Consider the following 23,336-nt stretch of genomic DNA (forward strand, 5'->3'; position numbering starts at 1 on the left):
GGGCCCAGCGCTTAGGGTTGCAAGGAAGGGGCCACAAGCTCCCCGTGGGGCGAAAACAGCCCCACGCCCGCCTGCCGGGCCGCCTCCTCGGCGCCCGAGTAAATCACCAGTCCGAACACCACCGGCACGATCGGTTCGGGGAAGCCCTCGCGACGCACGGCGGCCACGAAGGCGGGTTGACGGGCTTTGGCGAGGACCTGATCCATGGGGGTGCGGTACTACACTCGTCCCTTCACCTCCGTGGCCAGCGTGAAGACCCGCCCCTCCGCCTCCACTGCTACGACCAGGTCCATTTCCCCGTCGAAGACCACCGGGGTCGCCTTGAGCACCTTCCAGCCCTTGCGCCGCAGGATCTCCGGTACGAGGTCCTGAGCGATCTGCTCATGTGCCGGGCCCCACCGTTCTTCCATGTGACCGATGGTCTGCGTCAGCGCATCGACCCTTGCCGTCAACGTCTCCAGCCGTGCCTCGGTGCGCCGTTGAGGCCACGTCTTCGCGCAAGAGCCGGATTACGTCTTCCTTCAGCACCAAGTACAAGCCTCCTTCGGCCTCCCGCCCGTAGTTTACCATGGACGACTTTGATGGCCGCCGGCCCCGGGGAGTGGGCGATGGCAACGCTACCCGTCCTGTCGAGCCCCCGCTGCCAGGGTGACGGTCCGGCTATGCCCCCGCCGCTGCCGCTCCCGCCGCCCCGAACCGGAATTCGTCCGCGTCGCACACCGGTGCGTAGCCGATGGCCTGGTAGATGTGGTTGGACGTCGCGTTGCTCCGGTCCGTGAAGAGAAAGCAGGCCCGGTACCCCGAGTCCAGCAGCCACTGGCTCAGCGCCGCCACGCAGGCGCTGGCGTAGCCCCGCCGGCGCAGCTCCGGCGGCGTGTAGACCGCCTGCACCCGGATCCCGTTGGGCGTGGGCCCGGTGAACGCCGCCATGGAGACCGGGCGGGGCGGCTGCCCGTCTTCCCAGAGCACCATGCCGCGCCGCTCGGGCTGCAGGCCCGGCTGCAGGTAGCCGTCGACGAGCCGCTGCGCCCGGGCGGCATCGGGCGGTTCCTGCGGCAGGGCCTCCGCGGCGAACGCCGTCACCCACCGGACGAGTAGCTCCCGGTCCTCCTCGGTCGCCCGCCGCAGCCGGCCGGGCACTCCCGCCGGCGCCCGCACTGGGCGGCCCTCGCGCCGGACGAGGGCGTAGATCCGCTGCGCCATCCCCGGGCGGAAGGGGATGCCCGTGCGAGCCTGCCACAGTTCGGCGAACCGGCGGCCCAGGGGGCTTGGGGCCAGCACCCCCGGCACCGCCCACCCCCCACCCGCCAGGTCGTCTGCGATGAGGGCCAGCGGTTCGGCGGGCGCCGGCGCGTCAAGGGCCCCGAGCTCCGGCGCATCCGGCGCGCTGAGCTCCGGCGCATCGGGCGCCTCGAACCGGGAGAGCAGCAGGTTGCGGGGCGGGGTCATGAGCGCCGCGGCCAGCACCCGGTCGCCTTTCACCACGGCGGCCAGGTACGGCGGAGCTTCGGAAGGGCCGGGTCCTCGGGCAAGCTCGCCGGCCACCCCCAGCATGAGGTGGTGCTCCGCCTCGTGCTGCAGCAAGAATGCCCCTGCCAGCGCCAGGAACTCGCCCGCCGACTGCAGCCGCACCACCCGCATCCTGACCGCCCGCCCTTCCCCAGGTCCCTGCCGCCCATCCTCGCCCTCCGCTGCTCGTGCCTCGACTCCGGCGATTCGTCCCGCCGGCCCGCGCACGGGGGCAAGACGCGGACGCCAAAGCCGGCGCCCGAAGCCGCTCACCAACCGCGGTGGCCACGAATTCGTGGTCGGCCAGGGCATACCGGGCACCCGTATCGACGAAAACCTTCAAGTCTCCTCCTCAACCTCTCGGCCCAGCGCCTCTGCCAGATGATCGTCATGCCGCTCCGAGACATCGGGCCATCCACTCGCGCCGATACCCACCAATCGCATGAGGCGATCGGCCCCCGCCCGAGTTGCTCCCCGGAGCCCGAGCTGCTGCCTCACAAGGCGACGCAACAGCTGGGACATCGAGACCCCTTCTTCTGCCGCGCGTCGCTTCAGCGCCTCGTGCTCGAGTGGGTCGAGGTATACCTGCGTCCGTTTCATATCACCCACCGCCGCCAACATGATAATGTCGCAGAGCTACCCGCACCGGCGAGCAGGCGCTGGTGTTTTGCGGGAGCCGGACGGCCGCCGAACGCGCCGCCCGGGAGATCGCGCCGTTGTTGGAGGATGCCATCCCCCGCGAGGCCCACCGGGAACTCATCCATCTGGCCGGCGTCGTGCTAGACCGGGACCCGGACGCCGAGGACGTGGTGGAACTGCTCCCCAGGGGCGTCGCTTATCACCACGCCGGGCTTCCCCGCCCCATCCCGCCGGTGGCCCGCGGGATGTTCGTCGGCACCATGCACGGTTGGGCCTTTCAGATGGTCCAGCAACTGAGCGGCGAATACGGCGCCATCGGTCCTCTCACCGAGGAACAGGAGTGGGCCCTCGTTTTCCGGGTCGCCCCTGGGTCGCCTGTCGGAGCTCTTGAGCGAGTTCGACCATGCTATGAGGAGGGGGGCGCCGAGACGATGGTACGAGGCCGCTTCAGCCGAGGCTTCGGCAGGTTCTGCGGACGAATCCCGGGAAGATGTGACCATGCTGCCGGCGGACGCGGACGGTGTCGCCGAGCCGCCAGCCATGGACGGCCGGTACCCGCCGGCGAGCGAGGTGGCGACGTGCAGGGCGTGCGACTTCCGCACCTTCTGCCCTGACGGCCGCATACGCCTCTGAGCGTCGAGCCGAAGAGGACCGGTGAGCGGGTACCAGACATCGCGCCCCCGAAGAACGTTGGGCCTCAAGCGCGCCTGTCCCTCGGGTAGTCCAGCTCAGCAGCCCTTTGCCGCAGATCCGGTGGCGCTGCAGCGGCTGTGGGAGATGCGTCCACGGTTGCCGGTGCCATGGGATGCGGGTATGATGGAAGCGGCCCGAAACACTGGGTCGCGGCGTGGGTGGTTCCGAACAGATGGCCCTATCCTATCGCTTGCACGACATTGTCGTGTACGACAAGTACGGCCAAGCAGTCGCCATCGTGGAGGTCAAGAGCAGGCGCGACATCTCCGATGCCGTCGCTTCCGAGCTCGCGGCGCGGCTCTGGGATACCCCGACCGCCTTGCCGCCCTCGGTGCAATACGTCTTGCTTCTGACCCCCTCTCGCGGGTACTTGTGGCAGGTGTCAGGCAACCGAGTAAACTGGCACGACCGTATCTCCTTCCCGATGGAGCAGATTGTAGCACGCTACGGCGGTCTAAAGACCCAACCCGGCCTCCTGCATCTCAGTCTAGCGTACCTCGTCAACCGCTGGCTGTCTGACCTGGTGCTTGGTCGGGACGAACAGGATCCAGACTTGCGGGCGGCGCTGCGGCGAAGCGGGTTCGTCGACGCCATCGCGGGTGGCGACGTTCGACTCGAGCAAATGACGAAGGCGGAGTAGCTAGCGGTAAAGGCATGATTGTTTACATCGAGTCGAACTTTGTCCTAGAACTTGTATTCGACCAGGCGCAGCGCGCTTTCGCCGAACACATTCTTGGCTTCGTCGAACAAGGTGGGGCGTCGCTCCGGTTGCCAGCGTTTACGTTGCTTGAACCATTCTACCGGGTGACCAGCCAGGTGAAAAGGCGATCGGAGCTGCGCCGTTTGCTTGAACAGGAACGGAAACACCTGGCCAGGGCAACCGATGAAGGTGGCCGGGCCGCGGAAGCCTCCGTGGCGCAAGCAATCCGAGCGCTCGATGAAGCAAACTTGACTGAGTATGAGCGGCTTTATATAACGCTCGACAGAACACTGGCTTGTGCCCAGATCCTCACGGTCACGCATTCGGTCTATTTGCGCGCCCGAAGGTATCAAGATGAATACGACCTCGAATACCCTGACGCAGTCATCGCAGCGTCCGTGATCGAGGACCTGGAGCATCATCAAGATGAGGCGGCGTTCCTGTGCCGAGACAGTGCACTAACGGACAGCATGGTGCGCGCCGAGTTCGACCGACGACATTGTGTGCTCTTGACTAACTTCGAGCGAGCTGCGCACTTCGTCACCGGACGGAAAGGGTTGGCTGGGTCTGCGTAGCCATGAGGTGCTCCGCAGGCTCGCCACCGTTGATTCAGCGAGTCTACGGGGCTTGTCCGGTAACGTGGTGTTCGCGGCCGCTGCATTCCGTTTTGGGGAGAAAGAGCGCCGCCAATCGCCCCTTCAGGGGGTCCAGCTCATCCACCACCGACCGGGCCCACGCTATCCAACGCCCAAGGGCGCCTTCTGGCCCTGTGTCCATGCCTCGCAGCTTCGCCTGCTGTTCGACGGCCGAGATGTACGCCCTGACGCGCCGCGCCAGATGCCACCGTTCGGCTTCTTCGGCCAGTTGCCGGCGCCGGGCCTCCTCGCGCTGGCGCTCCAGTTCCTGGAGCCTTCGCCGCCGCTCCTCTTCGGCCTGTCGCTGCCGAGCTCGCTCCTCGGCTTCCTGTTGCTCGCGCATAGCCCGGGCGGCCTGCTCCAGTGCCACAACCACCTCCCCGAGACACTCCTCGAGGCGCTCTCTCGCACCATCCGTCCAGCGCTTGCGGGCGTTGCCGGGCCAGTAGCTCACGATTTCCAGGGAAAGGCGGCCACACGGCGTGTAATCCCACATCGGCGCGAAGGCCCACGAGTACCGTGCCCGGGCTTGTTGTTCCTCCAAGGTGGGCGTGTGGGGCCGGCGGTTCAGAAGCTCCCTCAGCCGAAACTGGACCTGCTGGCCCTGCACCTCCACCAGGGTGTCTGCCCTCTGCATTCCCGCCCGCACCCATGCGTCGGGATGCCGCCGCACCAAGACGCGGCCGCCCCTCGATTCGACGGCCTTGAGGAGCGCGTCCAGGATGCGCATGGCGCGGTCGACCGAGGACGGCGACACCGCCACGTCGAGGCTGCCCTCCGCTCCCCTGACCCGCAACAGCCCGTCCCTATCGGGCGTCCACCGCCGGAGGGCGTCGAGGGTGGATCGGACCAGCGGGTGTGGCGCGTTCAGCTTACTCTGCACTGTGACCTCTGGCGCGGTCTCCTTCTGCACCGGCGTCTCCCGCCTTTGCTGCGTCGGCGCCCGGATCACGCACGCGGTCGGGGTCTGCGGACTCTTGGGTGGCGGCAGGGGCGCGGGTTTGAGGTGTTGACCTACGGCCACACGCTGCCAGTACCCCCGGCCGGGACGAGGTACCTCCATCCGCCTGCAGTGTTTCGCCAGCATGACGTCAGAGATACCGAGACGCCGGGCCACCCGCTGGATGGGTTCGGACCAGACAAGCCGGTAGAGCTCCTCACGAGTCAGGCGCACCTCTTCCACGAGTCATGCCCCCCTTACCGCCGGCGGGGTCAGGTCACGCGCCTGGCTTCAGGCACCTGGCATCGACGCGTCCATCGGAGAGGACCCATCGCGTCGCTCGCACTTGACCTCGGGCGCCGGGCCAGCTGAAGGACTCTCTTTGCGGCCTCGTGGCCGAGAGCTGGAGGACGGCCACGTGCTGCGAGATGGGGATCGAGGCGCACGCCCGGGGCGGTGTGCCTTTGGGCGGGTGAGCAGGTAGATGACGACGTCGGTGTCCGGCAGCCAGGTTGCCATCGGTTGACCGCCCGCACCGAGCACTCGGCGGGTCGACCCGCTGCGCCTCCCGCCCTCGGCGTGCGTCCGAGGCGGCGACCACTCCCCCAGAGCCCCGGGATGCCTCCCACCCTTCGGCGAGGCCTCGTCGGCCTTCTCGGATGGCCTGCTCGACCGTCTCGCCCTCCAGGGGACGCCGGGGCGTGACTGGCCCTCGAAGATTCTTGAGTAGCGTGGGCCGGGGGAGCACGATGCTGCGCGCCTCTCGGTCGCTGACCGTCTCTGTCAGGACGTCGCCCCCGACCTTGATGCCCAGCCCTTTGCGAACGGCCTTGGGCATGGTGATCTGCCGCGTTAGGATACCGAGTCGGGATGTACAGCTTGCCCAGTGCCCAGGCCGCATTGAGCAGCCCCTGAAAGCGGGAGCCGGTGCCTTCGTCGGCCTCACGGTCCGGCCCGTTTTGCCCAGCAGACCGTAGGCACCGATGTATGTCTCGTCCTCCATGATGAATCTTCCTTCGGCTCCCGGCGCCGCGACCGGGTCGGTCCGCCCTCGCCGTGATTCCATGTCAGCATCGCGACTCGCTTGACCCGGAGCCGCCTGTTCGGCCAGCGCGACGTCGGGCGGAGCGAGCCTCAGCGGGACAGTCCCGGCGGCGGGCCTGGAGCGGCCAGGACAATCCTCCCTCGCGCCGTAGGCCCGGATGAGACGGGCGTCGAAACAGCGCCTCGCGCGTCCTAGACCACTTCCTTCAACCCCACGGGCTACTCTGCTGGCTGCCGACCCCGCGACAGAACCCACCTCGTTTGATGACCATCCGATCCGGACCTACGGGTGACGCGGGCATACTCCTCGCCACCCCCGGGCGTGGCGGCCTCACAGCGGCTCTCGGACGATGACGCGGGAGGTTGCTGAGAGAGATTATACCGCTCACGGAAGACCCGCAGTCGCCGAGCGAGGCTGCCTCTGCCAGGCAGGAGAACCCCTTCCAGCACCACCCGCTTCGGCTCACCAGCCGTGTGAGAGTCCGCCAGGAGACGGACCGGGGAGTGGCCGAGCGGCTGGACGACGGGCGGTAGTGTATCCTGAAGGGGACCTGCGGTGGGAGATTCCCACTCATGCTGAAGGCACGTGGGCTGCCCATGACCACCGCCACCCGAAAGCCCGTGCCCGTGCGGGTAGACGGCAAGGGATGCGTAATGCTGCCGGCTCACTTCCGCAAGGCGCTGGGCCTGGAGCCGGGTGACACCCTGTTCGCCCAGCAGGTGGGCCGTACCCTTCGCCTGGCGAAGGCCGAAGACCCTCTCTTGCTGCTGTGGCAGCACGCGGAGAAGGAGTACGCCGAGGGGCGCACCGTGACTCTGGAGGAGTTCGCCGCCCAGGAAGGCCTCGACCTGAATGCCCCGCAGGAGGGATGAGGGCCGTACGCCGTCCCAGGCTCCTGCCCCCGAACCGTCCCCTCCTGCGCCTTACCAGGTGCGGCTGTCCTCGACAGCCGTCAAGGAGCTGAAAGAGCTGGGACCCCTCGAGGCAAGGGCGGTGCAGGCGCTTCGTCGGCTGATGGACGACCCCATGGCCGGCCACCCGTTGACAGGGGAGCTGAAAGGCCTGCTGCGGCTGCCGTCCCTGGCATTCTCCCTGCCTGGAGGGGCCTCCAGGGCGGTGTACGCGGTGAAGCCCAAAGGGAGGGTCTGCCTCGTGGTGATCGTCGGCCCCCTCACGAGGGCCTCTCCGAGAGGGCAGCCCGGCGGGTGGCGGCGCTGCGGCGGGGCTCGCACTGCTCCCGGGTCAGCGGCGGCCAGCCAAGGGCCTTGCTACTCGCCGGGGTGCTCGGACCAGGCAGCGTGACGCCACGCCCACCGGCTGGCAGGCCTCACGATGTCGGCGGCAAGCCGCTCGCCGTGCGGTTCTGGACACCGGCCGGCCTCCGCAGCTCGCGAAGCCACCGCCGGCTTTCCAGCTCGACCGGCCCACCTCCGCCCAGCCTGTCTTCCACAGCGGTGCGCCGGATGTGAACCTCAGTCCAGCGGCGGGAGGCCCTGCAACCCGCGCAGCAGCATGATCTGCCCCAGGTGGTAGCTGTCGTGGCGCATGTAATGCACGATGGCCAGCGCCACCGGTTCCTCGCCGCCCCACGCCGGCCTTTCGAGACGTTCAGGCGGCATGGCCCGCAGCAGCTTCACCAGGCGTTGCTGCGTCGCTTCGAGACGGCTGCGGGCAGCGGCCCAGGCTGCGTCGTCCGCGGGCTCGGGGTGCGGAGGCCAGTTGTTCGCCTGCAGGTCAGCCTCCGCCGGAAAAGCCGGATTGCCCTCCAGCGCCCGGATGAAGTACTCCCGCCAGTACGCCATGTGCATGACCTGCTGCCAGGCGGAGTGGCGTTCGGGAGCCGGCTTCCAAAACGCCTGGGCCGCCGTCAGGCCCTCGAGCGCCCTGGCGACGGGCGTGTGATAGGCCTCGTTCCATGACTTCTCGAACCACTCGACCAGGGTCGTAGCGTCGACGGGCATGCGGGCACCTCCTCGTTGCGCTCACGCAGCAGACTTGACGGGCTCGGCGAACACCACGGCGCACCCACTCCCAGCAGGATCGCCGCTGAACGCCCTGCGTTGCCATCAGGGATCGGTCTCACGGTCATCGTACACCTCCATCGCTGACAGCGGTGTGTCAACTTCGCGATTCCTGAGCCGAGCCCACCACGGTGCGAAGACACGAGCGACTCCCGGGGGCCCTCACGCCTCGACGATCTCCACCAGGTCGCCCGGGCGGAGCCACTGCGCCAATCGCGCCGCATCCTGCGGCGACATCCGCACTCAGCCGCCTGACGAGGCGCGGCCGAGACTCGCGAGGTCGGGATGGCCGCGCAAGCATATGTGACCGGGCGCGTCGAGCACGAAGACATCGACCACGGTGCCACCGGCCACCTCTTGCCGCCGTTCGATCACGTGCCACTGCCCGACCGGCGTCGGGCTTGCAGGGCGCCCGACGCCCACCGAGAAAGTGACGGGGCCGGCGTCATCCGGCCACACCGTCGCCGCCCGCTCACGCAGAGAGACCCGGACCCGTGGCCCCATGCCGATAGCCCCTTCAGGACGAGGTTCGCGTTGCATGGTATGCCGGGAAACCTGCCGCGGTATGGCGGAGCGGGTTCTCCGGGAGGGGTCCCTGGCTACGGCCGCCGGATTGAGGAGGACGGCGGACAAGAAGAAAGGGCCGGCGCCCATGCCTCATTCCGCTGTTCACCAGGCGACGCGCAGGCCCTCGAGCGCCCGAAAGGCCATGTTGCGCACGTACCGGGGCTCCTCTACGAGCGAAAGCTCCGGAAACCGGCGCAGGAGCGCTCCGATGGCGATCTGCCCCTCGAGCCGCGCCAGCCCGGCCCCGACGCAGTAGTGCTGGCCGTGCCCGAAGGCCAGGTGCTCGTTGGGCCGGCGTCGCACGTCCAGCCGATCCGGGTCCGGGAACTGGGCCGGATCGCGGTTGGCCGACCCGAACACGGGTCCCGCCACGTCCCCCCTGCGGAAGCGCACTCCGCCGATCTCGATCTCCTCGCGGCAATGCCGGGCCGTCATCTGAACGGGTGCATCGAAGCGCAACAGCTCCTCGACCGCGATGGCCATGGCCTCCGGGGAATCCAACGAGCCCCGAAGCTCGCGCATGGCGTCCGGGTTTTTCAGCAGCGCATACGTTCCGTTGGCGATCAGGTTGACCGTCGTCTCGTGGCCGGCCGTGAGCAGCATGACGGCCGTGCCCACCACCTCCTCGTGGCTGAGGCGGTTTCCGGACTCCTCGGCCGCCAGGAGCGCGCTGACGAGGTCATCCCGCGGCGAGAGGCGGCGCTCTTCGAGCAGCGCGCGCATGTACTCGGCCATCTCCAGGGCCGCGTGAGCGGCCTCGGGCGGCGCCCCCTCCCAACTGCCCAGGTAGGTCGCAATCCACCGCGCCCAGGCGCGAAAGCGTTCCGCGTCTTCCACGGGCGCGCCCAGGAGCCGGGCGATGACCATGACGGGAAGCGGCCCGGCGAAGTCCTGCAAGAGGTCCGATTCCCTACCGCGTTGGGCCATGCGATCGAGCAGTCCCTCGGCAGTCTCCCGGATGAAACCGCGCAGCTTCTCCACCGTGCGCGGGGTGAAGGCTTTGCTGACGAGGGCCCGAAGGCGGGTGTGGTCCGGCGGGTCCCGCAGGAGCATCCAGGTGGACAGAAGCTCCCGGATCGGGCGCATCCCGTCTTGAACGGCAATCTCGTGCCCTGCGTTCTTAGCCTCGCGCACGAACGCAGGGCTTCGCAGGACGGCTACCGCGTCGGCGTAGCGAAAGAGCATGCGGTAGGGCCTATCGAAGCCCGGGATCTCGTAGACAGGGGCGTGCTCCCGCATATAGCGGTAAACCTCGTAGCGGGTCTGCTGCAAGACGGCGTCGCTGGTGGGATCGAACGACACGGTCGGCGCGCTCACGGCGGCACATTCTCCCTTCGTGCCCTGCGGAAGGCTCTGACGGTATATACCGAACGGACGGGGGCAATCCTGCCGGATGGCGTCGCGATTGGGTGGGTCGTCGCGCCTCCGGTCACCCGGTATCGAGCCCGCCATCGACGACGCCCGCCAGCCGCCTCGGCAGCGGATCCAACCGGTCTGCCACCGACCGAGCCCATGTAAGCCAGCGTCCGACGGGGCTGTTGGGGCTCGTGTCCATGCCTTGCGCTTGTGCCTGTCGTTCCACCGCGGCCGCATACAGCCTAACGCGCTGGGCGGTTGCCCATGTATCGGCCTCGCGCACGAGTTCTTGGTGCCTGGCTTGCTCTTGTTCCCGCTTCAGGCGTTCGAGAGTCCGTTTGCGCTCCTCTTCAGCCCATTCCCGGCGGCGGCGTTCCACCTCCTCATGGTGAGCTCGCTTGGCTCGAGCAGCCTGCTCAAGCCCCACGATGAACTTGCCAATGCAAGGCTCAAGTCGCTGGCTGGTGCCGTCCACCCACCGCTGCCGCACTCCGAGACCCAGATACTCAAGATCTCGGATTTCCAGGGCGAGCCGACCTGAGGGAGTGTAATCCCAGTCGGGAATGCGGGCCCACGGATCGTGCCTCTGGCGAAGCTTCTCTTCCGGTGTGACGGTGTGCGGGGTCCGGGCGACCAGTTCTCTCATACGAATTCCGAGTTTCTGCCCGGCGACCTCCACGAACGTACCCCTCTCGGACATGCCACCATTTCGGGCCTCGACCAGCACACGGCCACCCCTCGACTCCACCGCCTTGACCAAGGCGTCCATAATGCGCAATGCCCGATCCAGTGAACCGCGCGACACCGATAGATCGAGAATCCCCGGACCGACTGGGGCCCACAGGAGGCCGTTGTCGGCAGGCTTGGCACGTTGAAGGGCGGCCAAGGTTGTGCGGATAAGTTCGTGGGGCGTGGTAAGGGTAGTTGCAGTACTTTGCCAGCATGACGTCGGAGATGCCGAAGCGTCGCGCTACTTTCTGAAGGGGCTCCGACCAGACGAGTTCGTAAAGCGCCTCACGACTCAGCTACACGCCGTCCACAGAGCCCACCCCCGCTGAGGACCCCGGGGCCCGGGCAGCGCAGCCGCTGGCGAACGGGGTCTCCGTACACGATGACGTGAGCAGCGGGAGTGACCTGCCTCGCTGCCGCGCAGGCCCGCTCAAGAAGCAGTGCGTCCACGCTACTCCCCGCGCGATTGAAGAGCCTGCAGTCGTTGCACGAACGCGCCCAGTTCCTGAACCAGGCGCTCGATGTCGGGGATACCAGATTGGAGGATGTCGTACAGCTCTTCAGCGGTGATCTCGTGATAGAAGTGAATCATGCGGTTGCGGTATCCGGCCATCTGGAGCAGGGGTTGCTCGTTGGCCTGGGACACGACGCTGTAGCGAACCAACCCGCGCGCGATGGACTTGTACTCCTCAGCCATGTCCACGTGTCCCGTCTTGGCCAGGATGTGGCGCCCTACGTCGAAGATCGCTTCCAGGCTCTTTCGGAGGTAGCTTTCTGCAGCACCTATCGCCAGCGGGTCAGCGAGGAACGTCTCCCGCCTGAACGCCGCCACGGTGCGGAGATGACGCAGGTACTCGGTGACCAGTTCCAGCCGCTGAAGAACTCGGGTGCTGTCGATCATCGCCCTACCCCTCCAGGGCTTCCCGAAGGTACGCGAGGAGGAAGGGCCGGAAGTCGGCCGCCCGGCGCAGGATCATCTCCTCATAGCGTTCCCGCACTCCCGGGCTCGCGGCGTAGAGGCAATGGCCCTTGATCGCCTCGGCCTGGAAGACGGAGTGGTTCTCCTGGAGAAACACGAGGTCGACCATCAACGGCTCCAGCAGGTCCGAGAGCTCGAGGTTGAGGCGGGCGTACGTGACGGCCCGGTCACGCCCGGCCGGGGGCAACCCACCAGCAAAGACCACTCCGATGTCCGCGTCGGAACGGGTGGGTCGCGATGGGACTGCGCCCGTCGTTACGAGGGCCGCAACCAAGTCGGCCTGTGAGCCGAAAGCGTACACGAGGTCAAGCCCGTATCGCTGAGCTATGTCCCCAAGGGCCCTTCGCATGCTCACGGGCAGCACCGTCGTCTTTCGCAAGGGATCCCGGATGGTCGTCACGCCTCCACAGTCGTCACGCATCCCGGGACGCCCTCATTGTACGGCTGCCCAGCGGCATCGGACAAGGCGGCCGTTCTTGGATGGGGGCGCAGGAGCGGACGACGTGGCAGGCGCCTCCGGCGCCGGGGCCGTCGACGAGGACTTCGTCCCGCGCAGGCCGCAACCACTCACCAGAACGGCAAAGGCCACCACCAGGGCCAGGACAGCCAGCACTCGTGCACCCCGTGCCCAGGTATGCGTTCGCATCTCGTTTCCCCTCCTTGCATGCCGTGGAGAGGGCCTTCAGGCACCCCTCTCCACGGCATTGGCTCACTTCGTGCTGACGATGGTGACCGTCCGTGCCACCAGCTGGGCCGGTGTGCCCTTCGCCGTGAGGACCCTGCCCACGACGCGGACCGTCTCCCCGACCGCGAGCTTGCTCGGGCTGACCGCCTTCTTCCCCATCCGTACGCTCGTGGTCTTGGTGAGCTTCACTTCGGCCTTTCCGTCGCGAACGAGCCTTGTGATGCCAGGCGAGGACTTCTCCACGGCGATGGTGAGCAGACCCGGCGTCGCGGCCGTCACCTTCCCGGTCAGCGAAAACGTGCTGGCCGACGCGGCCGGTTTCGTCGCACTCGGCCGGGTCGCGGCAGCAAAGCCGACGGCCGACACCGCGAGGGCCACCACCGCTGCGAGGGCCAGCAGACGGATGACTCGGCGCATGTGCCTGTCCCCCCCCTTTCCGTAAAGAGAAGACGGACTTGGGGGGTGAAAAGTTCCCGCCCGCGCGCCCGCGTCAAAGCAGGGGTCCACGAGAGCGGGGATCCTACGGCTGGCCGAGGTGCCGGCGCAGCCGGGCATGGGCCCGGTGCAGCCGGGAACGGACGGTCCCAACGGGAGCGCTGAGAGCCGCCAGCGCTACCTCCTGGACGAGTTCGCCTGCCTCGTCGGGGCTCCGGGCAAGCCGGAGCGCGACCCGGCGGAGCCGTTCGTACTGCTGCTCGATGAGGATTGCCACGCGCACTCGCCCGTCCGACACCAGACCGGCCACCAGCACGGTCAGCGAGCTCCGGCCGGACGAGGAGGAAACCAGCCAGAAGCCCCTCAGGCTCCAGCGCATCATCCGGGATAGGGCGGGTAGCATCATCATGGGAGCCGAGCTCCCATGGATGGCAAGGGCCGCGGTCGCATGCACGACCAGTATCTCCGGCGGCACGTACATGCCTGTTGCCCCCCTCGAGCCGAGGACGGCCCCGGTCTCGGGGCTGATCATACTCCAGTCGGCCGGCCGGAAGGGGGCCGGCCGCGAGCGGCGAAAGGAGCTGCGCCATGGAGGCGTTTGGCCCGAGCAGGGCGCCGGCCCAGGAAAAGCATGGGGCCTCTGGAATGGCGGGGCACCGCATCTGAGTAAGCTCGATTCGGCCGCCGACAGGTTCGATCCGGCCGCCACGAGCAGGGGCCGCGTCCTGCGCGACACGACCCTCACCGTGGCCCTGATCCTGACCAGCCGGCTGCTGGGCTTCGTACGAGAGCGGGCAGTGGCCGAGGTATTCGGGCGAAACGCCCAGACGGACGCCTTCAAGGCTGCGTTCAACATCCCCGATCTCATGTACTTCCTGCTGGTCGGCGGCGCCATCACGGCTGCGTTCATCCCGGTCTTCACGGGATACCTGGCTCGCGGGCAGGAGGACGAGGGGTGGCGGGTGGCCAGCACGTTCATCAACGGCACGGTGGCGCTGCTGGTGACGGCTACCATCGCCGGCATCGTGTGGGCACCGGCCCTCGCTCCGCTGGTGGCCCACGGGTTCGAGGGCGCACAGCGGGCCCTGCTGGTCGACCTGATGCGGTGGATCTTCCCGGCGGTCTTCTTCACGGCCCTCGCCGGTCTCGGCATGGGCGTGCTCAACAGCTACCGGTGTTTTGCCGTACCGCTCCTCGGACCCGTGTTGTACAACGTCGGCATCATCTTGGGGGCGTATGGCCTTGGCCCGTGGATCGGCATCCACGGCATGGCCGTCGGGACCGTCGCGGGCGCGACGACCAACGCGGCCGTGCAGTGGGCGCTGGTGCTGGGACGCTACCGGCGCTGGAGGCCGGTGCTGGAGTGGCGGCACCCCGGGGTGCGAAGGCTCTACGGCCTGATGTTGCCGGCCCTCTTCGGGCTTTCCATCACCCAGCTCTCGCTCATCATCAGCACCAACCTGGCGTCGTCGCTTCCGGCGGGATCCATCACCGCGCTCACGCTGGCCAATGCCGTGATGCAATTCCCGCTGGGGGTTTTCGCCATGGGACTGTCGATGGTGGCGTTTCCCACGATGGCCGCACGGGCGGCGCGGGGAGAGGGGCCGGATTTCCTGCGGACGGTTCACTCGACGATGCAGGCGACGTTGTACCTGACCGTCCCATCCGCCGTGGGCCTTGCCGTGCTGGCCGACCCGATCGTCCGCCTGCTCTTCCAGGCAGGGCAGTTCACGACCCACGACAGCCGCGCCACAGCTGTGGCCCTGGTCTTCTACTCGGGCGGGCTCGTCTCGCAGAGCGCCATCCAGATCCTGACGCGGGCCTTTTACTCGCTGCAGGACACCCGGACACCGGTCATCGTGTCAGCCGGAGCGCTCGTCGTCAACACGGTGCTGAGTCTTGCCTTCCTGCGCTTCACCGCGATGGCCCACGCCGGGCTGGCGCTCTCCTTCACGCTGACCAGCCTGGGCAACTGGGGCATCTACTTGGTCCTGCTCGGGCGGCGCACCGGCGGCATGGCGTGGTCGCAGCTGGGAGGCTTCCTCGCACGGGTCGTGGGCACCTGTATTCCCATGGCGTGGGCGGTCGCGGAGGCAGCCGGCTGGGCGGCGGGGCGGGCCGGGTTGGAGAGCCTGCGAGGGCGGGCCATCGTGGTGGCCACGGGCATCGTGACAGGCGTAGGGGTATACGCGCTGGCCGGATGGGCGTTAGGGCTGGGCGAGGCGCGGCAGGCAACCGAAGTGCTGCGGCGAGGGTTGGCACGGGCCCGCCAGGCGACGCAGGCGTGGGCACGGCGGCTGGGGAAGCTTCGCGAACAGGCAGCGCGATGAGGACCCAGCCACCGGCCAGCCGCGCCCAGTCCTTCGATGAGCGTCCGCGCCTTCGCCCCCAGCCCGGCTTCCTTCGCGTCGGGCACCGCGCGACCAACCGCCAAGCCGGAAGCCGGAGTCGGGTCAGGCGCCGGAGGCACTCGGTTGACGGGCCCAGGCAAGTCCGACAACGCTTACGGCTCCCTCTGTCGAAGTTCCCGCAGGTGGGCTCGGGCTATCTCCTGTTCGTCGGGCGTCAGCCCCCCTGAAGCGAGCAAACCCAGCCACACAGCCCGGGCCTCCTCCTCGCGGCCCTGCTGTGCGAGCCAGTGGGCCCACCGGTGGTTGACTTCGAAGTCGTGCGGCGCCTCCGCCGCCACCCTCCGGAAAATCGCTTCCGCCTCTTTGGCCTGGCCCGCCAGCGCCCGTAGTTCGGCTTCATCGAGCTCCCATGCCCACCGGTCGTCCGGGAGGCCGTCGCCCTGTAGCATCGCCCTCCGCCGGGCGGCCTCGGCCCCCTCGGTAGCAAACGCGGGGTGTTCGAAGCAAAAGGTGACGATCTCCTCCAGGACCTTCTCGATGAAGCCGTTGCGCCTGGCGTCGTCTTTGACCCCTTCGGCCACCTGCAGCATCCGGCGGTACGCGTGCAGTGCCCCCTGCGGGTCGCCCAGGTCGCCAGCCAGAGCCGCCGCCACAGCGCTCATATTGTGCAGGAGCAGTGGCACGTCGCCCTGTTCGGCCGTCGGAAGATAAGCTGCCGTGACGTAAGGCGAGCCGCCTTCCAGGACGAGCAGGCCACTCTCAGGGCGCAGCGCCGGCACGGAGAAACGCCCGCAACACTTCTTGAACTTCAGGCCGCTTCCGCATGGGCAGGGGTCGTTGCGCCCGGGCAGGCGCACGCGAGGGCGCCGGGTATCCTCCCCGAAGGAGTTTGCCCGCCACCTCGCCTGCCCCGCCTGCCGTGCCAGACCGCCCAGCAGGCGCAACCGGGTGGTATACGCGACACGGTCGAATGGCTTCCGGTGATGAAACACCTCCCACATGTGCTCCGTGAACAGCCCGGCGATGATGTGCACGGCACGAGCCCGCGAAAACCCCGCTTCCTGCAACGCCTGCAGTGCCGTCCTGGCTTCCGGCGGGTCCGGCACCGCCACCTGGTTCGCGACGACGGCGTCGAGCATGATGTGGAACACGGGGTTCACGCCGCCGATGAGGACTTCGCCGGAGTCGGGCCGCACGAACTCGAGCCGATCCCACAGCGGGTGAAGCTCCTCGTGGGCTTCCATCGCGCGCAAGATACGGCGGTCATCGGAGTCCAGGGCCTCGACGCCACCCGACGAACGCATCTCCCAGAGGAAGGCCATGTGCTCCCGGTTGATCTCCCGAAGACCCGCCCACACGTCCTGCATCGGCGTGCACCCTTTCCCTCTCGGCGGGCGCTCCCTTCATCGGCGCGTGGAGGGCAGGTTCGATGTGGCGGGCGCTCGTCCTGCCTTGTCACGGGAGGGGGGCATTGGGTGGGCCCAACTTTGAGGGGGGCCACGCCCGTGGCCCCCTCCGCGACGGATCCGCTTCGTCGAGAGTTTCGTAAGGGTGCGAGGCCCGGGACTCCTCTCCGTTAGGGCCGTTGGGCGAGGGCGCTTTCGGTGGCGAGGAGCACCGCCCGGGTGTAGGCCGGGTTGTGAACGCCGTAGGAGCCGTCCCACAGGATCATCAGGTAGTTCCACGCGCCGCGCACCAGCGGATCCGAGGTGGGCACGACCGGCTTGCCGTCGCTGCCCTTGAGCCCGGCCAGCTGGCTGTAGACGACCTGCCCGTCGCGGAGCGTCATCTTGAGGCCCTGCTGCCCGTGGATGGCCGTCAGCTCCACGCCGGCGATGGACGTGCCGTCCAGCGGGGCGCCTGCGGACGTCTTGTCGGTATCCGGGTCCCACAGATCGGCGGTCTTCACCTTCGAGGCATACAACGCCATGAACCGCTCGTTGTAAGCCTTCGCCGTCCGGGCGAGCAACTCCCGGGTCGGCCCCTCCACCCGCGCCGCCGTGTATTCGGGCCCGTGGCAGTCGACGCAAACCTTCCGGGAGGCCTCGAACTTGTGCCCGTCCTCGCCCAGCTCGAAGTGGCAGGTCACACACGCATCGCCCGTGAACGCCGCATGAGGCGAGATGAAGCTGGCCGCATCCACGTTGACGAAGTAGGCGTTTTGGCCCATGATGACGTCCGCCTGGGCGGAGTGGTGGGGCGCGGTGAAGCGGCCGGGGTCGGTGGCATTCCACGCGACCTTGCCGTTACGGGTGTTGTGGCAGGTCATGCAAAGCGCCCCACTGCCGACCCCGTGGGCAGCGAACCCCGACGGGAGCATGGGCGTGCTTCCGGCGATGCGCAGTTCGTACGTCTCCGTGTGACAGGCATCGCAATCGATGGGTTTGACCTGGGCCGTGGTCAGGCCCAGCGACTGCATGTACTCGACGCTGGCGGGCTTGCCGTCGGGCCCCAGGAGGTTGCCCGGCTGGCCGGCCTGGAGCTGCGCCACCCACGCCTGGAACCCTTGAGAAGCGTGGCACCGGGCGCAGCTCGCTGCCCCCGCCTGGCGCATCTCCACGGTAGCCTCTTCTTTGGCCAACTCCTCGTTGGCATGGCCCGATACGGCCCACTGCGTCTCGATGTCGGAGCTGCCGCCTCCCGACCCGGCCAGCACCCCAGACCCGAGCAGCCCGGCAAAGGCCAGCACGAGCGCGCCGGCCACGGCGAGCCCCCACACCATCCCCCTCACGTGTCGCGTCACGGCCCCACCCTCCTTCGTACATTCGCCTTCCGGCCCACCCAGCAACCGGTTTGACGGCAAGCAACGGGAGACGAACCGTCTCGCTTACTACGGTGAGGGGGAATGGCTCTCGCGCACCAGGGGCAAACGCCCCTACACCGGCAGTATTTCCTTCCCGCCGCGGGCCGGGCTCCACCCCAGTGCTCGGCTCACGAGGAGCCCCTGTCCGGGTGCGGAATCACGCAGATGAAGCGTAGCTTGCCCGAGCCGGTGTTACGCATCTGGTGGGGCTGGTCGGGGGGCACGTAGATGACGGATCCCGGGCCGAGCACCTGCTCGGAACGCCCGTCTCCCACCGTCCCCTCTCCCTCGAGGACGTACATCTCCTGCTCGTACCAGTGGTGGTGCAGCGGGATCTCGCCGCCCGGCTCCACCTCGAACACCCGCATGGCGTAACGGGGCGCGCCGTCGCGGCGGCTGATCACCCAGCGCAGGCGCACGCCCTGCCCCATTGGCGCCGTCTCCATCGGGACGTCCGTCTCGTGCACCACTCGGATGCCCACGTCCATGCTGTAGTCCCTCCGTCCACCCACGCGTCGCCACGGCAGTTGGGTGCATCCAGCATAACACCGCCCCGCACTCGCCGCCATGAGCATGGTCACCGACGAGGCAAGCCCGAGCTATTCGCCGGCCATCTTCTGTCTCGAGTCGTTCCCTCTCTCCCACTCCGTGGCTTCCTGCGCCAGCCGGCGGGAGGCCTGCTCGAGGCGGTCGAGGCGCTCCTCCCGCCAGCGCCGCCCTGCGGCAATCTCCTCGGCGAGTTCGTCGAGGCCGGCAGCTACCTCGCCCGGGGCGGGACCACCCAGGGTGCGCCGGACCTCCACGAAATGCACGGGATCCAGCGCCTCTTCCAGCGCCGCCGGCGAGAGAGCCACGGAACGGCCGAGCTCGTGGCGGGCAGCCTCATCGAGGAGTGCGGGACTCCATCGGTGTGGAGCAAGCTCGCGCTCCCTCGCCAGTTTCACCAGGCGGCTCACCACGCCGTGCGCCTGGCGAAACGAAAGCCCGGCTTCGCGCACGAGGGTATCCGCCAGCTCGGTCACCGTGCTCATGCCTTCCCGCGCCCGCCGCCGCAGGACCTCTACGTCGACGTCCAGGCTGGAGACCGCCCGGGCGAGCAGCTCGGTGGCCTCGCCCAGGAGCTGCTCCGCCTCGTGCCACACCGGCTGGAGGTTATCCTCCGTGTCGTTGATGTCGGCGAATGACACGTTGGCGTGAAGCGCACACGCCTGCTGGAAGAGGCCCGGCACGCGGCCCAGCCGGGAGCGGATGTGCTCCAGCACTACCGGGTTGCGCTTGTTGGGCATGATGCTGCTCACCTGTACGAACGCGTCGGCCAGCCGCACCCCGGCGACCTCGTTGGCGGCCCAAAAGGTGAGGTCCGCCGTGAACCGGCTCAGCGTCCCGGCGAGCGTCGAGCACTCGGCCAGCAACGGCATCACGTAGTCTGTCGAGGCGACGGCGTCGTAAGCGTTTCGCACCAGGCCGTCGAAGCCGAGCAGCTCTGCCAGGAGCCGCCGGTCGATGTAAAACCCGCTGGTGGTGAAGGCTGCGGCTCCCAGGGGCGAGGCGTTGACCTCCGGCCACGTGGACTCGAGCCGGCGGCGCGACCGCTCGACGTTGGCCAGCACGGCGGCCAGGTAGTGGGCCATGGTGGTCGGCTGGGCCTGCTGGCCGTGGGTATAGCCCGGCATCACCGTGTGCAGGTGCGCCCGGGCCTGAGCCAACAGCGCCTGTGCGAGCCCCTCCATCCGCTGGTGCAAGTCCAGGAGCGAGCGGCGCAAGTCCATGCGGTAGAGCGTCACGTCGATGTCGTTGCGACTGCGGGCGAGATGGAGGTTGTCGGCCACCTCGCCCACCTCCTGGCGCAGGCGTTGCTCGATGGCGAAGAAGAGATCCTCCACGTCTCCCCGGTACGGCTCCTGCTCGAGCGAGCTCTTCTCGACCCGGTCAAGTCCTGCCGCAATCCGGCCTGCTTGGGATGGAGAGAGCCACCCGGCCCGCACCAGCGCCACCAGGTGCGCCCGCTCCAGCTCGAAGAAGAACGTCCAGTACCGCCGCTGCCAGTGTTCGTAGCCCGGCCGCAGCACGTAGGCGACGTAGGCCTCGTCCCACGAGGGCTCCCGCCGGCGGGCTCCTTCGCCCTGCTCCCTCACGCCCTGTCACCCTTTCACCCCGGTCAGCACGACGCCCTCGATGATCTGTCGCTGGAAGATCCCGAAGACCACGATGACCGGTACGATGGCGAGACCGGAAGCCGCCATGATGAGGTTCCACGCCGATCCTGCCTCTCCGGAGAAAAGCGCCATGCCGACCGGTAGCGTGCGCATGGCATCGGACTGGATGATGATGAGCGGCCACAAGAAGGCGTTCCAGTTGCCCAGGAAGGTCAGGATGGCGAGCGCCGACATGGCCGGGCGCACCAGGGGAAGTGCGATCCGGCGGAACAGGCCGAACTCCGATACCCCGTCGATGCGGCCCGCATCCAACAGGTCGTCCGGCAACGTCTCGAAAAACTGGCGCATGAGGAATACCCCGAAGGCGCTCATCAACCCTGGAAAGGCGATGCCCCAGTAAGTGTCCACCCACCCTCGCTCGCTGGAGGTGACGAACCATGGGATGACCAGCATCTCCGTCGGGATCATGAGCGTGGACAGGATGAGGACGAAGACGAGGTCTCGCCCGGGAAACCGGAGTTTCGCCAGCGTATAGCCCACCAGCGAGTCGAAGAAGAGCACGCTTGCGGTGGTGGCGGTGGCCACGACGAGGCTGTTGAGGTACCAGCGCGGAAAGCGGGTGGCGGTCAGGACCTGGAGGTAGTTGTCCAGCGTCGGCCGGCTGGGCCAGAAGCTCAAGGCGAAAATCTCGTCGAACGGCTTGAAGGACGTGATCAGCATCCAGAAAAACGGGAACAACACCACCACGCCGCCGAGCGTGAGTACGGCGTACGCCGCCGCGCAGACGAGCCTTCGACGCACTCGCATGGCTCAGTACTCGACCCTTCTGGACAGGAATCGAAGCTGCAGCAACGCAACCGCCATCATGACGGCGAAGAGCACCACCGTGGCAGCCGCCGCCTGCCCCATGCGGAAACGCTGGAAGGCGACCTGGTAAATGTACAGCGCCACCGTGAGGGTGCTGTCGAGCGGCCCGCCCTGGTCGAGGAAGTTGAGGTTGACCACCTGGGCGAAGAGCTGCAGGTACTGGAGCGTACCGATGACGACGGAGAAGACGATGGTGGGGTTGAGCAGCGGGAGCGTGATGTGCCGGAAGAGCCGCCACGGCCCCGCCCCGTCCATGCCGGCAGCCTCGTAGTAAACGCGCGGGATGGACTGCAGGCCGGCCAGGAAGATCACGACTTGAAAGCCAAGGTTCTGCCAGACCACCATCGCCACCACCGCGTACAGGGCTTGCTCCGGGCTGTTGAGAAAAGGCTGCGGGGGAAGCCCCAGGAGGTCCAGGACGCCGTTGACGGCTCCGAAGTTAGGGGAGTAAAGCCACTGCCAGACCCATGCCGCCGCTACCACCGGCGTGACGTAAGGGACGAAGTACACGGCTCGCAGGAGCCCGCGTAGCCAGCGCACCTGCTCCAGCAACATGGCGAGCGCGAGCCCCAGCGCGAGCTGCAGCGGCACGCCCACCACCGTGTACTGAAGCGTGTTGAGCAGGGCGCGGGCAAATCGAGGATCTGCGGCGAGTTCACGGAAGTTGGCCGCCCCCACGTAAGGCTGGGCCTCACCCACGATGTTCCATTCGTGGACGCTCAGGTTGAAAGCCTGTACCGCCGGCCAGATCCGGATGGAGAGGAAGAAGGCGAGGGGCACCGCCAGGAAGGCGTACGCCCACAGCGCTCGCTGCCAGCGAAGCGGTACGGACGGGCCGAGTCCCCGGCGCTTGCGGGCCAGCAGCGGCTGCGCCCTCCTCGCGAGCTGCGCCATCGCCTTCTCCCTCCTCGGCTGCGATGTTCAGCGGCGCTTCGCCCAGAAGTCGTCCAGGATCTTCTGTTCCCGCTGGGCGGCCTGGGCCAGGGCCTGCGCAGGCGGCACGCCCTGCAGGATCACCGCGTTGATGGCATCCAGCATGACCTGGCGTTGCCCGCTTTCGTCGACGAAGAAGGTCGCGTGCGCGTAGGGCAGGCTGGCAATGAAGGGGCCGTAGACCGGATCCTTGCGCAACGCCGGGTCATCTGCCAGCGCGCGGCGGGCAGGGATCTCCCCTACTACCTCGAGCCAGTATCGCATGGCTTTCTCGGAGGTGAGGAACTTCAGGAACTTCACCGCTGCGTCCAGTTTTTCACCTCGAGCGTTGCGGGTGATCCCGTTGGCCCAAAACGACCCGAAGTTGGAGCGGAGCGGGTGGGGGCCCCCGGTCGGCAGCTCGGCCACGCCCCAGTCTACCCGGGCGCCGCTCTTGATCGAGCCCACGGCAAACGACCCGTCCACGATCATGGCGGCCAGGCCCTGCATCAGCGCGTCCCGGTAGCCGCTGTCGCCGGGAAAGAAGTTGAGCACGCCGATGCGGTACTTGGTGACCCAGTCGGTGTAAAAACCGAGGGCTGCTGCGCCCTGCGGGTTGTCGTACGTGACCTTGCGCCCGTCCTCGGAGTACGGGGCCGTGCCCCACTGCCGGAAGAGCACTTCCCGCACCAAGTGATGATCCTGCCCGTTGGGCGCGACCGCAAAGCCTACGCGGCGAAAACGGCTGTCCGATCGCTCCGTCAAAGCCTCGGCGGCCTTCAAGAACTCGTCCCACGTCGCAGGCGCGCCCTGAAACCCGGCCTGCTTCAGCATGTCCTTGTTGTAGAACAGGGCCAGGGTGCGCACCGCCGTGGGAAGTGCCCAGTACTTCCCGTCCAGCTTCGCCGCCTGCACCATCGGCGCAAACTCCGCTTCGATCTGCGCCGGCGGGAAGGCGTCCGGCGGCAAGGGCTGCAGGTACCCGGACTCCACGTAAAGAGGCAGCCATCCGTAAAACAGGTTGACCACGTCCGGGCCGCGGCCTGCCGGGACGGAGGCGGCCACGCGCTGATTGTACGCCTCGTACGGGAACGTCTGGTGGACCACCTTGATGCCGGGGTTTTCCGCCTCGAACTGGCGGATGAGCTCGTTGATGGCCTTCACCTTCGACGGGTACTCGTACTGCCAGTACGTAATGGTCACCGGGCTGGCGCCGGCGACGCCGGGAGCCGCCACGATCGCCCCCATCGTCACCGCCGTCGCCACCGCCCACGCCACCAGCCGTATGGGCCCATGCCGGTCAGCCATCGCTTC

25 protein-coding genes and 1 pseudogene are annotated in these 23,336 nt (G+C 67.9%); 6 read left to right on the forward strand and 20 right to left on the reverse strand.

What is annotated here, in order from left to right:
• Nucleotides 1-11: 11 nt before the first annotated feature.
• The 4 genes and pseudogenes from U7230_RS07760 to U7230_RS15485 form a co-directional block, all read right to left on the reverse strand.
• Entirely contained in the window at nt 12-206 is a 195-nt protein-coding gene (locus U7230_RS07760; protein ID WP_324718146.1) for a hypothetical protein, read from the reverse strand.
• 12 nt (nt 207-218) lie between these two features.
• Nucleotides 219-470 (reverse strand): annotated as a pseudogene (locus U7230_RS07765) (DUF3782 domain-containing protein); the annotation flags it as partial.
• Between the two features lie 190 nt (nt 471-660).
• A complete protein-coding gene (locus U7230_RS07770; RefSeq protein ID WP_324718147.1) occupies nt 661-1,641 on the reverse strand; it encodes a GNAT family N-acetyltransferase in 981 nt (326 codons plus the stop codon).
• Nucleotides 1,642-1,848: 207 nt separating this feature from the next.
• Nucleotides 1,849-2,130, reverse strand: coding sequence for a ribbon-helix-helix domain-containing protein (locus U7230_RS15485; protein ID WP_404980602.1), 282 nt, complete (start codon nt 2,128-2,130; stop codon nt 1,849-1,851).
• Between the two features lie 883 nt (nt 2,131-3,013).
• Between U7230_RS15485 and U7230_RS07775 the strand changes: the two genes are divergently transcribed.
• A complete protein-coding gene (locus U7230_RS07775) occupies nt 3,014-3,481 on the forward strand; it encodes a hypothetical protein (RefSeq protein WP_324715283.1) in 468 nt (155 codons plus the stop codon).
• A gap of 14 nt (nt 3,482-3,495) precedes the next feature.
• Entirely contained in the window at nt 3,496-4,116 is a 621-nt protein-coding gene (locus U7230_RS07780; RefSeq protein WP_324715284.1) for a hypothetical protein, read from the forward strand.
• A 43-nt stretch (nt 4,117-4,159) separates the two neighbouring features.
• Here the strand turns inward: U7230_RS07780 and U7230_RS07785 are convergent, their stop codons facing one another.
• On the reverse strand, nt 4,160-5,359 hold the full coding sequence (locus U7230_RS07785) for an RWP-RK domain-containing protein (protein ID WP_324715285.1): 1,200 nt from the start codon (nt 5,357-5,359) through the stop codon (nt 4,160-4,162).
• Nucleotides 5,360-6,523: 1,164 nt separating this feature from the next.
• On the opposite strand from U7230_RS07785, the gene U7230_RS07790 reads away from it, so the two are divergent.
• The 3 genes from U7230_RS07790 to U7230_RS07800 are packed head-to-tail and all read left to right on the forward strand — an operon-like array spanning nt 6,524 to nt 7,463.
• Complete coding sequence (locus U7230_RS07790; protein WP_324715286.1) at nt 6,524-6,694, forward strand: hypothetical protein; 171 nt, start codon at nt 6,524-6,526, stop codon at nt 6,692-6,694.
• Nucleotides 6,695-6,733: 39 nt separating this feature from the next.
• Nucleotides 6,734-7,033: an AbrB/MazE/SpoVT family DNA-binding domain-containing protein gene (locus U7230_RS07795; protein ID WP_324715287.1), complete on the forward strand. Its 300-nt coding sequence runs from the start codon at nt 6,734-6,736 to the stop codon at nt 7,031-7,033.
• Entirely contained in the window at nt 7,014-7,463 is a 450-nt protein-coding gene (locus tag U7230_RS07800) for a type II toxin-antitoxin system RelE family toxin (RefSeq protein ID WP_324715288.1), read from the forward strand. The genes U7230_RS07795 and U7230_RS07800 overlap by 20 nt, the downstream gene beginning before the upstream one ends.
• 170 nt (nt 7,464-7,633) lie before the next feature.
• On the opposite strand, the gene U7230_RS07805 is transcribed toward U7230_RS07800, so the two are convergent.
• The 8 genes from U7230_RS07805 to U7230_RS07840 all read right to left on the reverse strand — a co-directional run bounded on the left by U7230_RS07805 (nt 7,634) and on the right by U7230_RS07840 (nt 13,414).
• The gene (locus tag U7230_RS07805) at nt 7,634-8,122 is read right to left on the reverse strand and encodes a DinB family protein (protein WP_324715289.1); all 489 of its coding nucleotides are present in this window, start codon (nt 8,120-8,122) and stop codon (nt 7,634-7,636) included.
• 303 nt (nt 8,123-8,425) lie between these two features.
• A complete protein-coding gene (locus U7230_RS07810; protein WP_324715290.1) occupies nt 8,426-8,686 on the reverse strand; it encodes a L,D-transpeptidase in 261 nt (86 codons plus the stop codon).
• Nucleotides 8,687-8,851: 165 nt separating this feature from the next.
• Complete coding sequence (locus U7230_RS07815) at nt 8,852-10,066, reverse strand: cytochrome P450 (protein WP_324715291.1); 1,215 nt, start codon at nt 10,064-10,066, stop codon at nt 8,852-8,854.
• A 112-nt stretch (nt 10,067-10,178) separates the two neighbouring features.
• Entirely contained in the window at nt 10,179-10,784 is a 606-nt protein-coding gene (locus U7230_RS07820) for a hypothetical protein (RefSeq protein ID WP_324715292.1), read from the reverse strand.
• Between the two features lie 501 nt (nt 10,785-11,285).
• Nucleotides 11,286-11,735, reverse strand: a complete 450-nt coding sequence (hepT, locus tag U7230_RS07825) for a type VII toxin-antitoxin system HepT family RNase toxin (protein ID WP_324715293.1) — start codon at nt 11,733-11,735, stop codon at nt 11,286-11,288.
• 4 nt (nt 11,736-11,739) lie between these two features.
• A complete protein-coding gene (locus U7230_RS07830) occupies nt 11,740-12,234 on the reverse strand; it encodes a nucleotidyltransferase domain-containing protein (protein ID WP_324715294.1) in 495 nt (164 codons plus the stop codon).
• Between the two features lie 288 nt (nt 12,235-12,522).
• On the reverse strand, nt 12,523-12,915 hold the full coding sequence (locus U7230_RS07835) for a hypothetical protein (protein WP_324715295.1): 393 nt from the start codon (nt 12,913-12,915) through the stop codon (nt 12,523-12,525).
• A 103-nt stretch (nt 12,916-13,018) separates the two neighbouring features.
• Nucleotides 13,019-13,414, reverse strand: coding sequence for an RNA polymerase sigma factor (locus U7230_RS07840; protein ID WP_324718263.1), 396 nt, complete (start codon nt 13,412-13,414; stop codon nt 13,019-13,021).
• On the opposite strand from U7230_RS07840, the gene murJ reads away from it, so the two are divergent.
• Nucleotides 13,413-15,263 (forward strand): murein biosynthesis integral membrane protein MurJ, encoded by a 1,851-nt coding sequence (gene murJ / locus U7230_RS07845; protein WP_324718211.1) that lies wholly within the window; start codon nt 13,413-13,415, stop codon nt 15,261-15,263. The two genes, U7230_RS07840 and murJ, sit on opposite strands and share 2 nt — an antisense overlap.
• Nucleotides 15,264-15,436: 173 nt before the next feature.
• Here the strand turns inward: murJ and U7230_RS07850 are convergent, their stop codons facing one another.
• The 7 genes from U7230_RS07850 to U7230_RS07880 all read right to left on the reverse strand — a co-directional run bounded on the left by U7230_RS07850 (nt 15,437) and on the right by U7230_RS07880 (nt 23,330).
• Entirely contained in the window at nt 15,437-16,651 is a 1,215-nt protein-coding gene (locus U7230_RS07850) for a DUF1841 family protein (RefSeq protein WP_324715296.1), read from the reverse strand.
• A 209-nt stretch (nt 16,652-16,860) separates the two neighbouring features.
• Nucleotides 16,861-18,027, reverse strand: a complete 1,167-nt coding sequence (locus tag U7230_RS07855; RefSeq protein WP_324715297.1) for a hypothetical protein — start codon at nt 18,025-18,027, stop codon at nt 16,861-16,863.
• Nucleotides 18,028-18,215: 188 nt separating this feature from the next.
• A complete protein-coding gene (locus U7230_RS07860) occupies nt 18,216-18,575 on the reverse strand; it encodes a cupin domain-containing protein (protein ID WP_324715298.1) in 360 nt (119 codons plus the stop codon).
• 111 nt (nt 18,576-18,686) lie between these two features.
• On the reverse strand, nt 18,687-20,222 hold the full coding sequence (gene argH / locus U7230_RS07865; protein WP_324715299.1) for an argininosuccinate lyase: 1,536 nt from the start codon (nt 20,220-20,222) through the stop codon (nt 18,687-18,689).
• A 6-nt stretch (nt 20,223-20,228) separates the two neighbouring features.
• On the reverse strand, nt 20,229-21,050 hold the full coding sequence (locus U7230_RS07870; protein WP_324715300.1) for a carbohydrate ABC transporter permease: 822 nt from the start codon (nt 21,048-21,050) through the stop codon (nt 20,229-20,231).
• 3 nt (nt 21,051-21,053) lie between these two features.
• A complete protein-coding gene (locus U7230_RS07875) occupies nt 21,054-22,004 on the reverse strand; it encodes a carbohydrate ABC transporter permease (protein ID WP_324715301.1) in 951 nt (316 codons plus the stop codon).
• Between the two features lie 27 nt (nt 22,005-22,031).
• Nucleotides 22,032-23,330, reverse strand: a complete 1,299-nt coding sequence (locus tag U7230_RS07880; protein WP_324715302.1) for a sugar ABC transporter substrate-binding protein — start codon at nt 23,328-23,330, stop codon at nt 22,032-22,034.
• Nucleotides 23,331-23,336 lie beyond the last annotated feature (6 nt).

Source organism: Limnochorda sp. L945t (assembly GCF_035593305.1).
GTDB classification, from domain to species: domain Bacteria; phylum Bacillota; class Limnochordia; order Limnochordales; family Geochordaceae; genus Carboxydichorda; species Carboxydichorda subterranea.

Coding starts and splice junctions, on each gene's coding strand:
- U7230_RS07760 (WP_324718146.1), bottom strand. CDS start 206: ATGGATCAGGTCCTCGCCAAAGCCCGTCAACCCGCCTTCGTGGCCGCC.
- U7230_RS07770 (WP_324718147.1), bottom strand. CDS start 1,641: ATGCGGGTGGTGCGGCTGCAGTCGGCGGGCGAGTTCCTGGCGCTGGCA.
- U7230_RS15485 (WP_404980602.1), bottom strand. CDS start 2,130: ATGTTGGCGGCGGTGGGTGATATGAAACGGACGCAGGTATACCTCGAC.
- U7230_RS07775 (WP_324715283.1), top strand. CDS start 3,014: ATGGCCCTATCCTATCGCTTGCACGACATTGTCGTGTACGACAAGTAC.
- U7230_RS07780 (WP_324715284.1), top strand. CDS start 3,496: ATGATTGTTTACATCGAGTCGAACTTTGTCCTAGAACTTGTATTCGAC.
- U7230_RS07795 (WP_324715287.1), top strand. CDS start 6,734: ATGCTGAAGGCACGTGGGCTGCCCATGACCACCGCCACCCGAAAGCCC.
- U7230_RS07800 (WP_324715288.1), top strand. CDS start 7,014: ATGCCCCGCAGGAGGGATGAGGGCCGTACGCCGTCCCAGGCTCCTGCC.
- U7230_RS07805 (WP_324715289.1), bottom strand. CDS start 8,122: ATGCCCGTCGACGCTACGACCCTGGTCGAGTGGTTCGAGAAGTCATGG.
- U7230_RS07810 (WP_324715290.1), bottom strand. CDS start 8,686: ATGGGGCCACGGGTCCGGGTCTCTCTGCGTGAGCGGGCGGCGACGGTG.
- hepT (WP_324715293.1), bottom strand. CDS start 11,735: ATGATCGACAGCACCCGAGTTCTTCAGCGGCTGGAACTGGTCACCGAG.
- U7230_RS07830 (WP_324715294.1), bottom strand. CDS start 12,234: ATGCGTGACGACTGTGGAGGCGTGACGACCATCCGGGATCCCTTGCGA.
- U7230_RS07835 (WP_324715295.1), bottom strand. CDS start 12,915: ATGCGCCGAGTCATCCGTCTGCTGGCCCTCGCAGCGGTGGTGGCCCTC.
- murJ (WP_324718211.1), top strand. CDS start 13,413: ATGCCTGTTGCCCCCCTCGAGCCGAGGACGGCCCCGGTCTCGGGGCTG.
- U7230_RS07840 (WP_324718263.1), bottom strand. CDS start 13,414: ATGTACGTGCCGCCGGAGATACTGGTCGTGCATGCGACCGCGGCCCTT.
- U7230_RS07850 (WP_324715296.1), bottom strand. CDS start 16,651: ATGCAGGACGTGTGGGCGGGTCTTCGGGAGATCAACCGGGAGCACATG.
- U7230_RS07860 (WP_324715298.1), bottom strand. CDS start 18,575: ATGGACGTGGGCATCCGAGTGGTGCACGAGACGGACGTCCCGATGGAG.
- U7230_RS07870 (WP_324715300.1), bottom strand. CDS start 21,050: ATGCGAGTGCGTCGAAGGCTCGTCTGCGCGGCGGCGTACGCCGTACTC.
- U7230_RS07875 (WP_324715301.1), bottom strand. CDS start 22,004: ATGGCGCAGCTCGCGAGGAGGGCGCAGCCGCTGCTGGCCCGCAAGCGC.
- U7230_RS07880 (WP_324715302.1), bottom strand. CDS start 23,330: ATGGCTGACCGGCATGGGCCCATACGGCTGGTGGCGTGGGCGGTGGCG.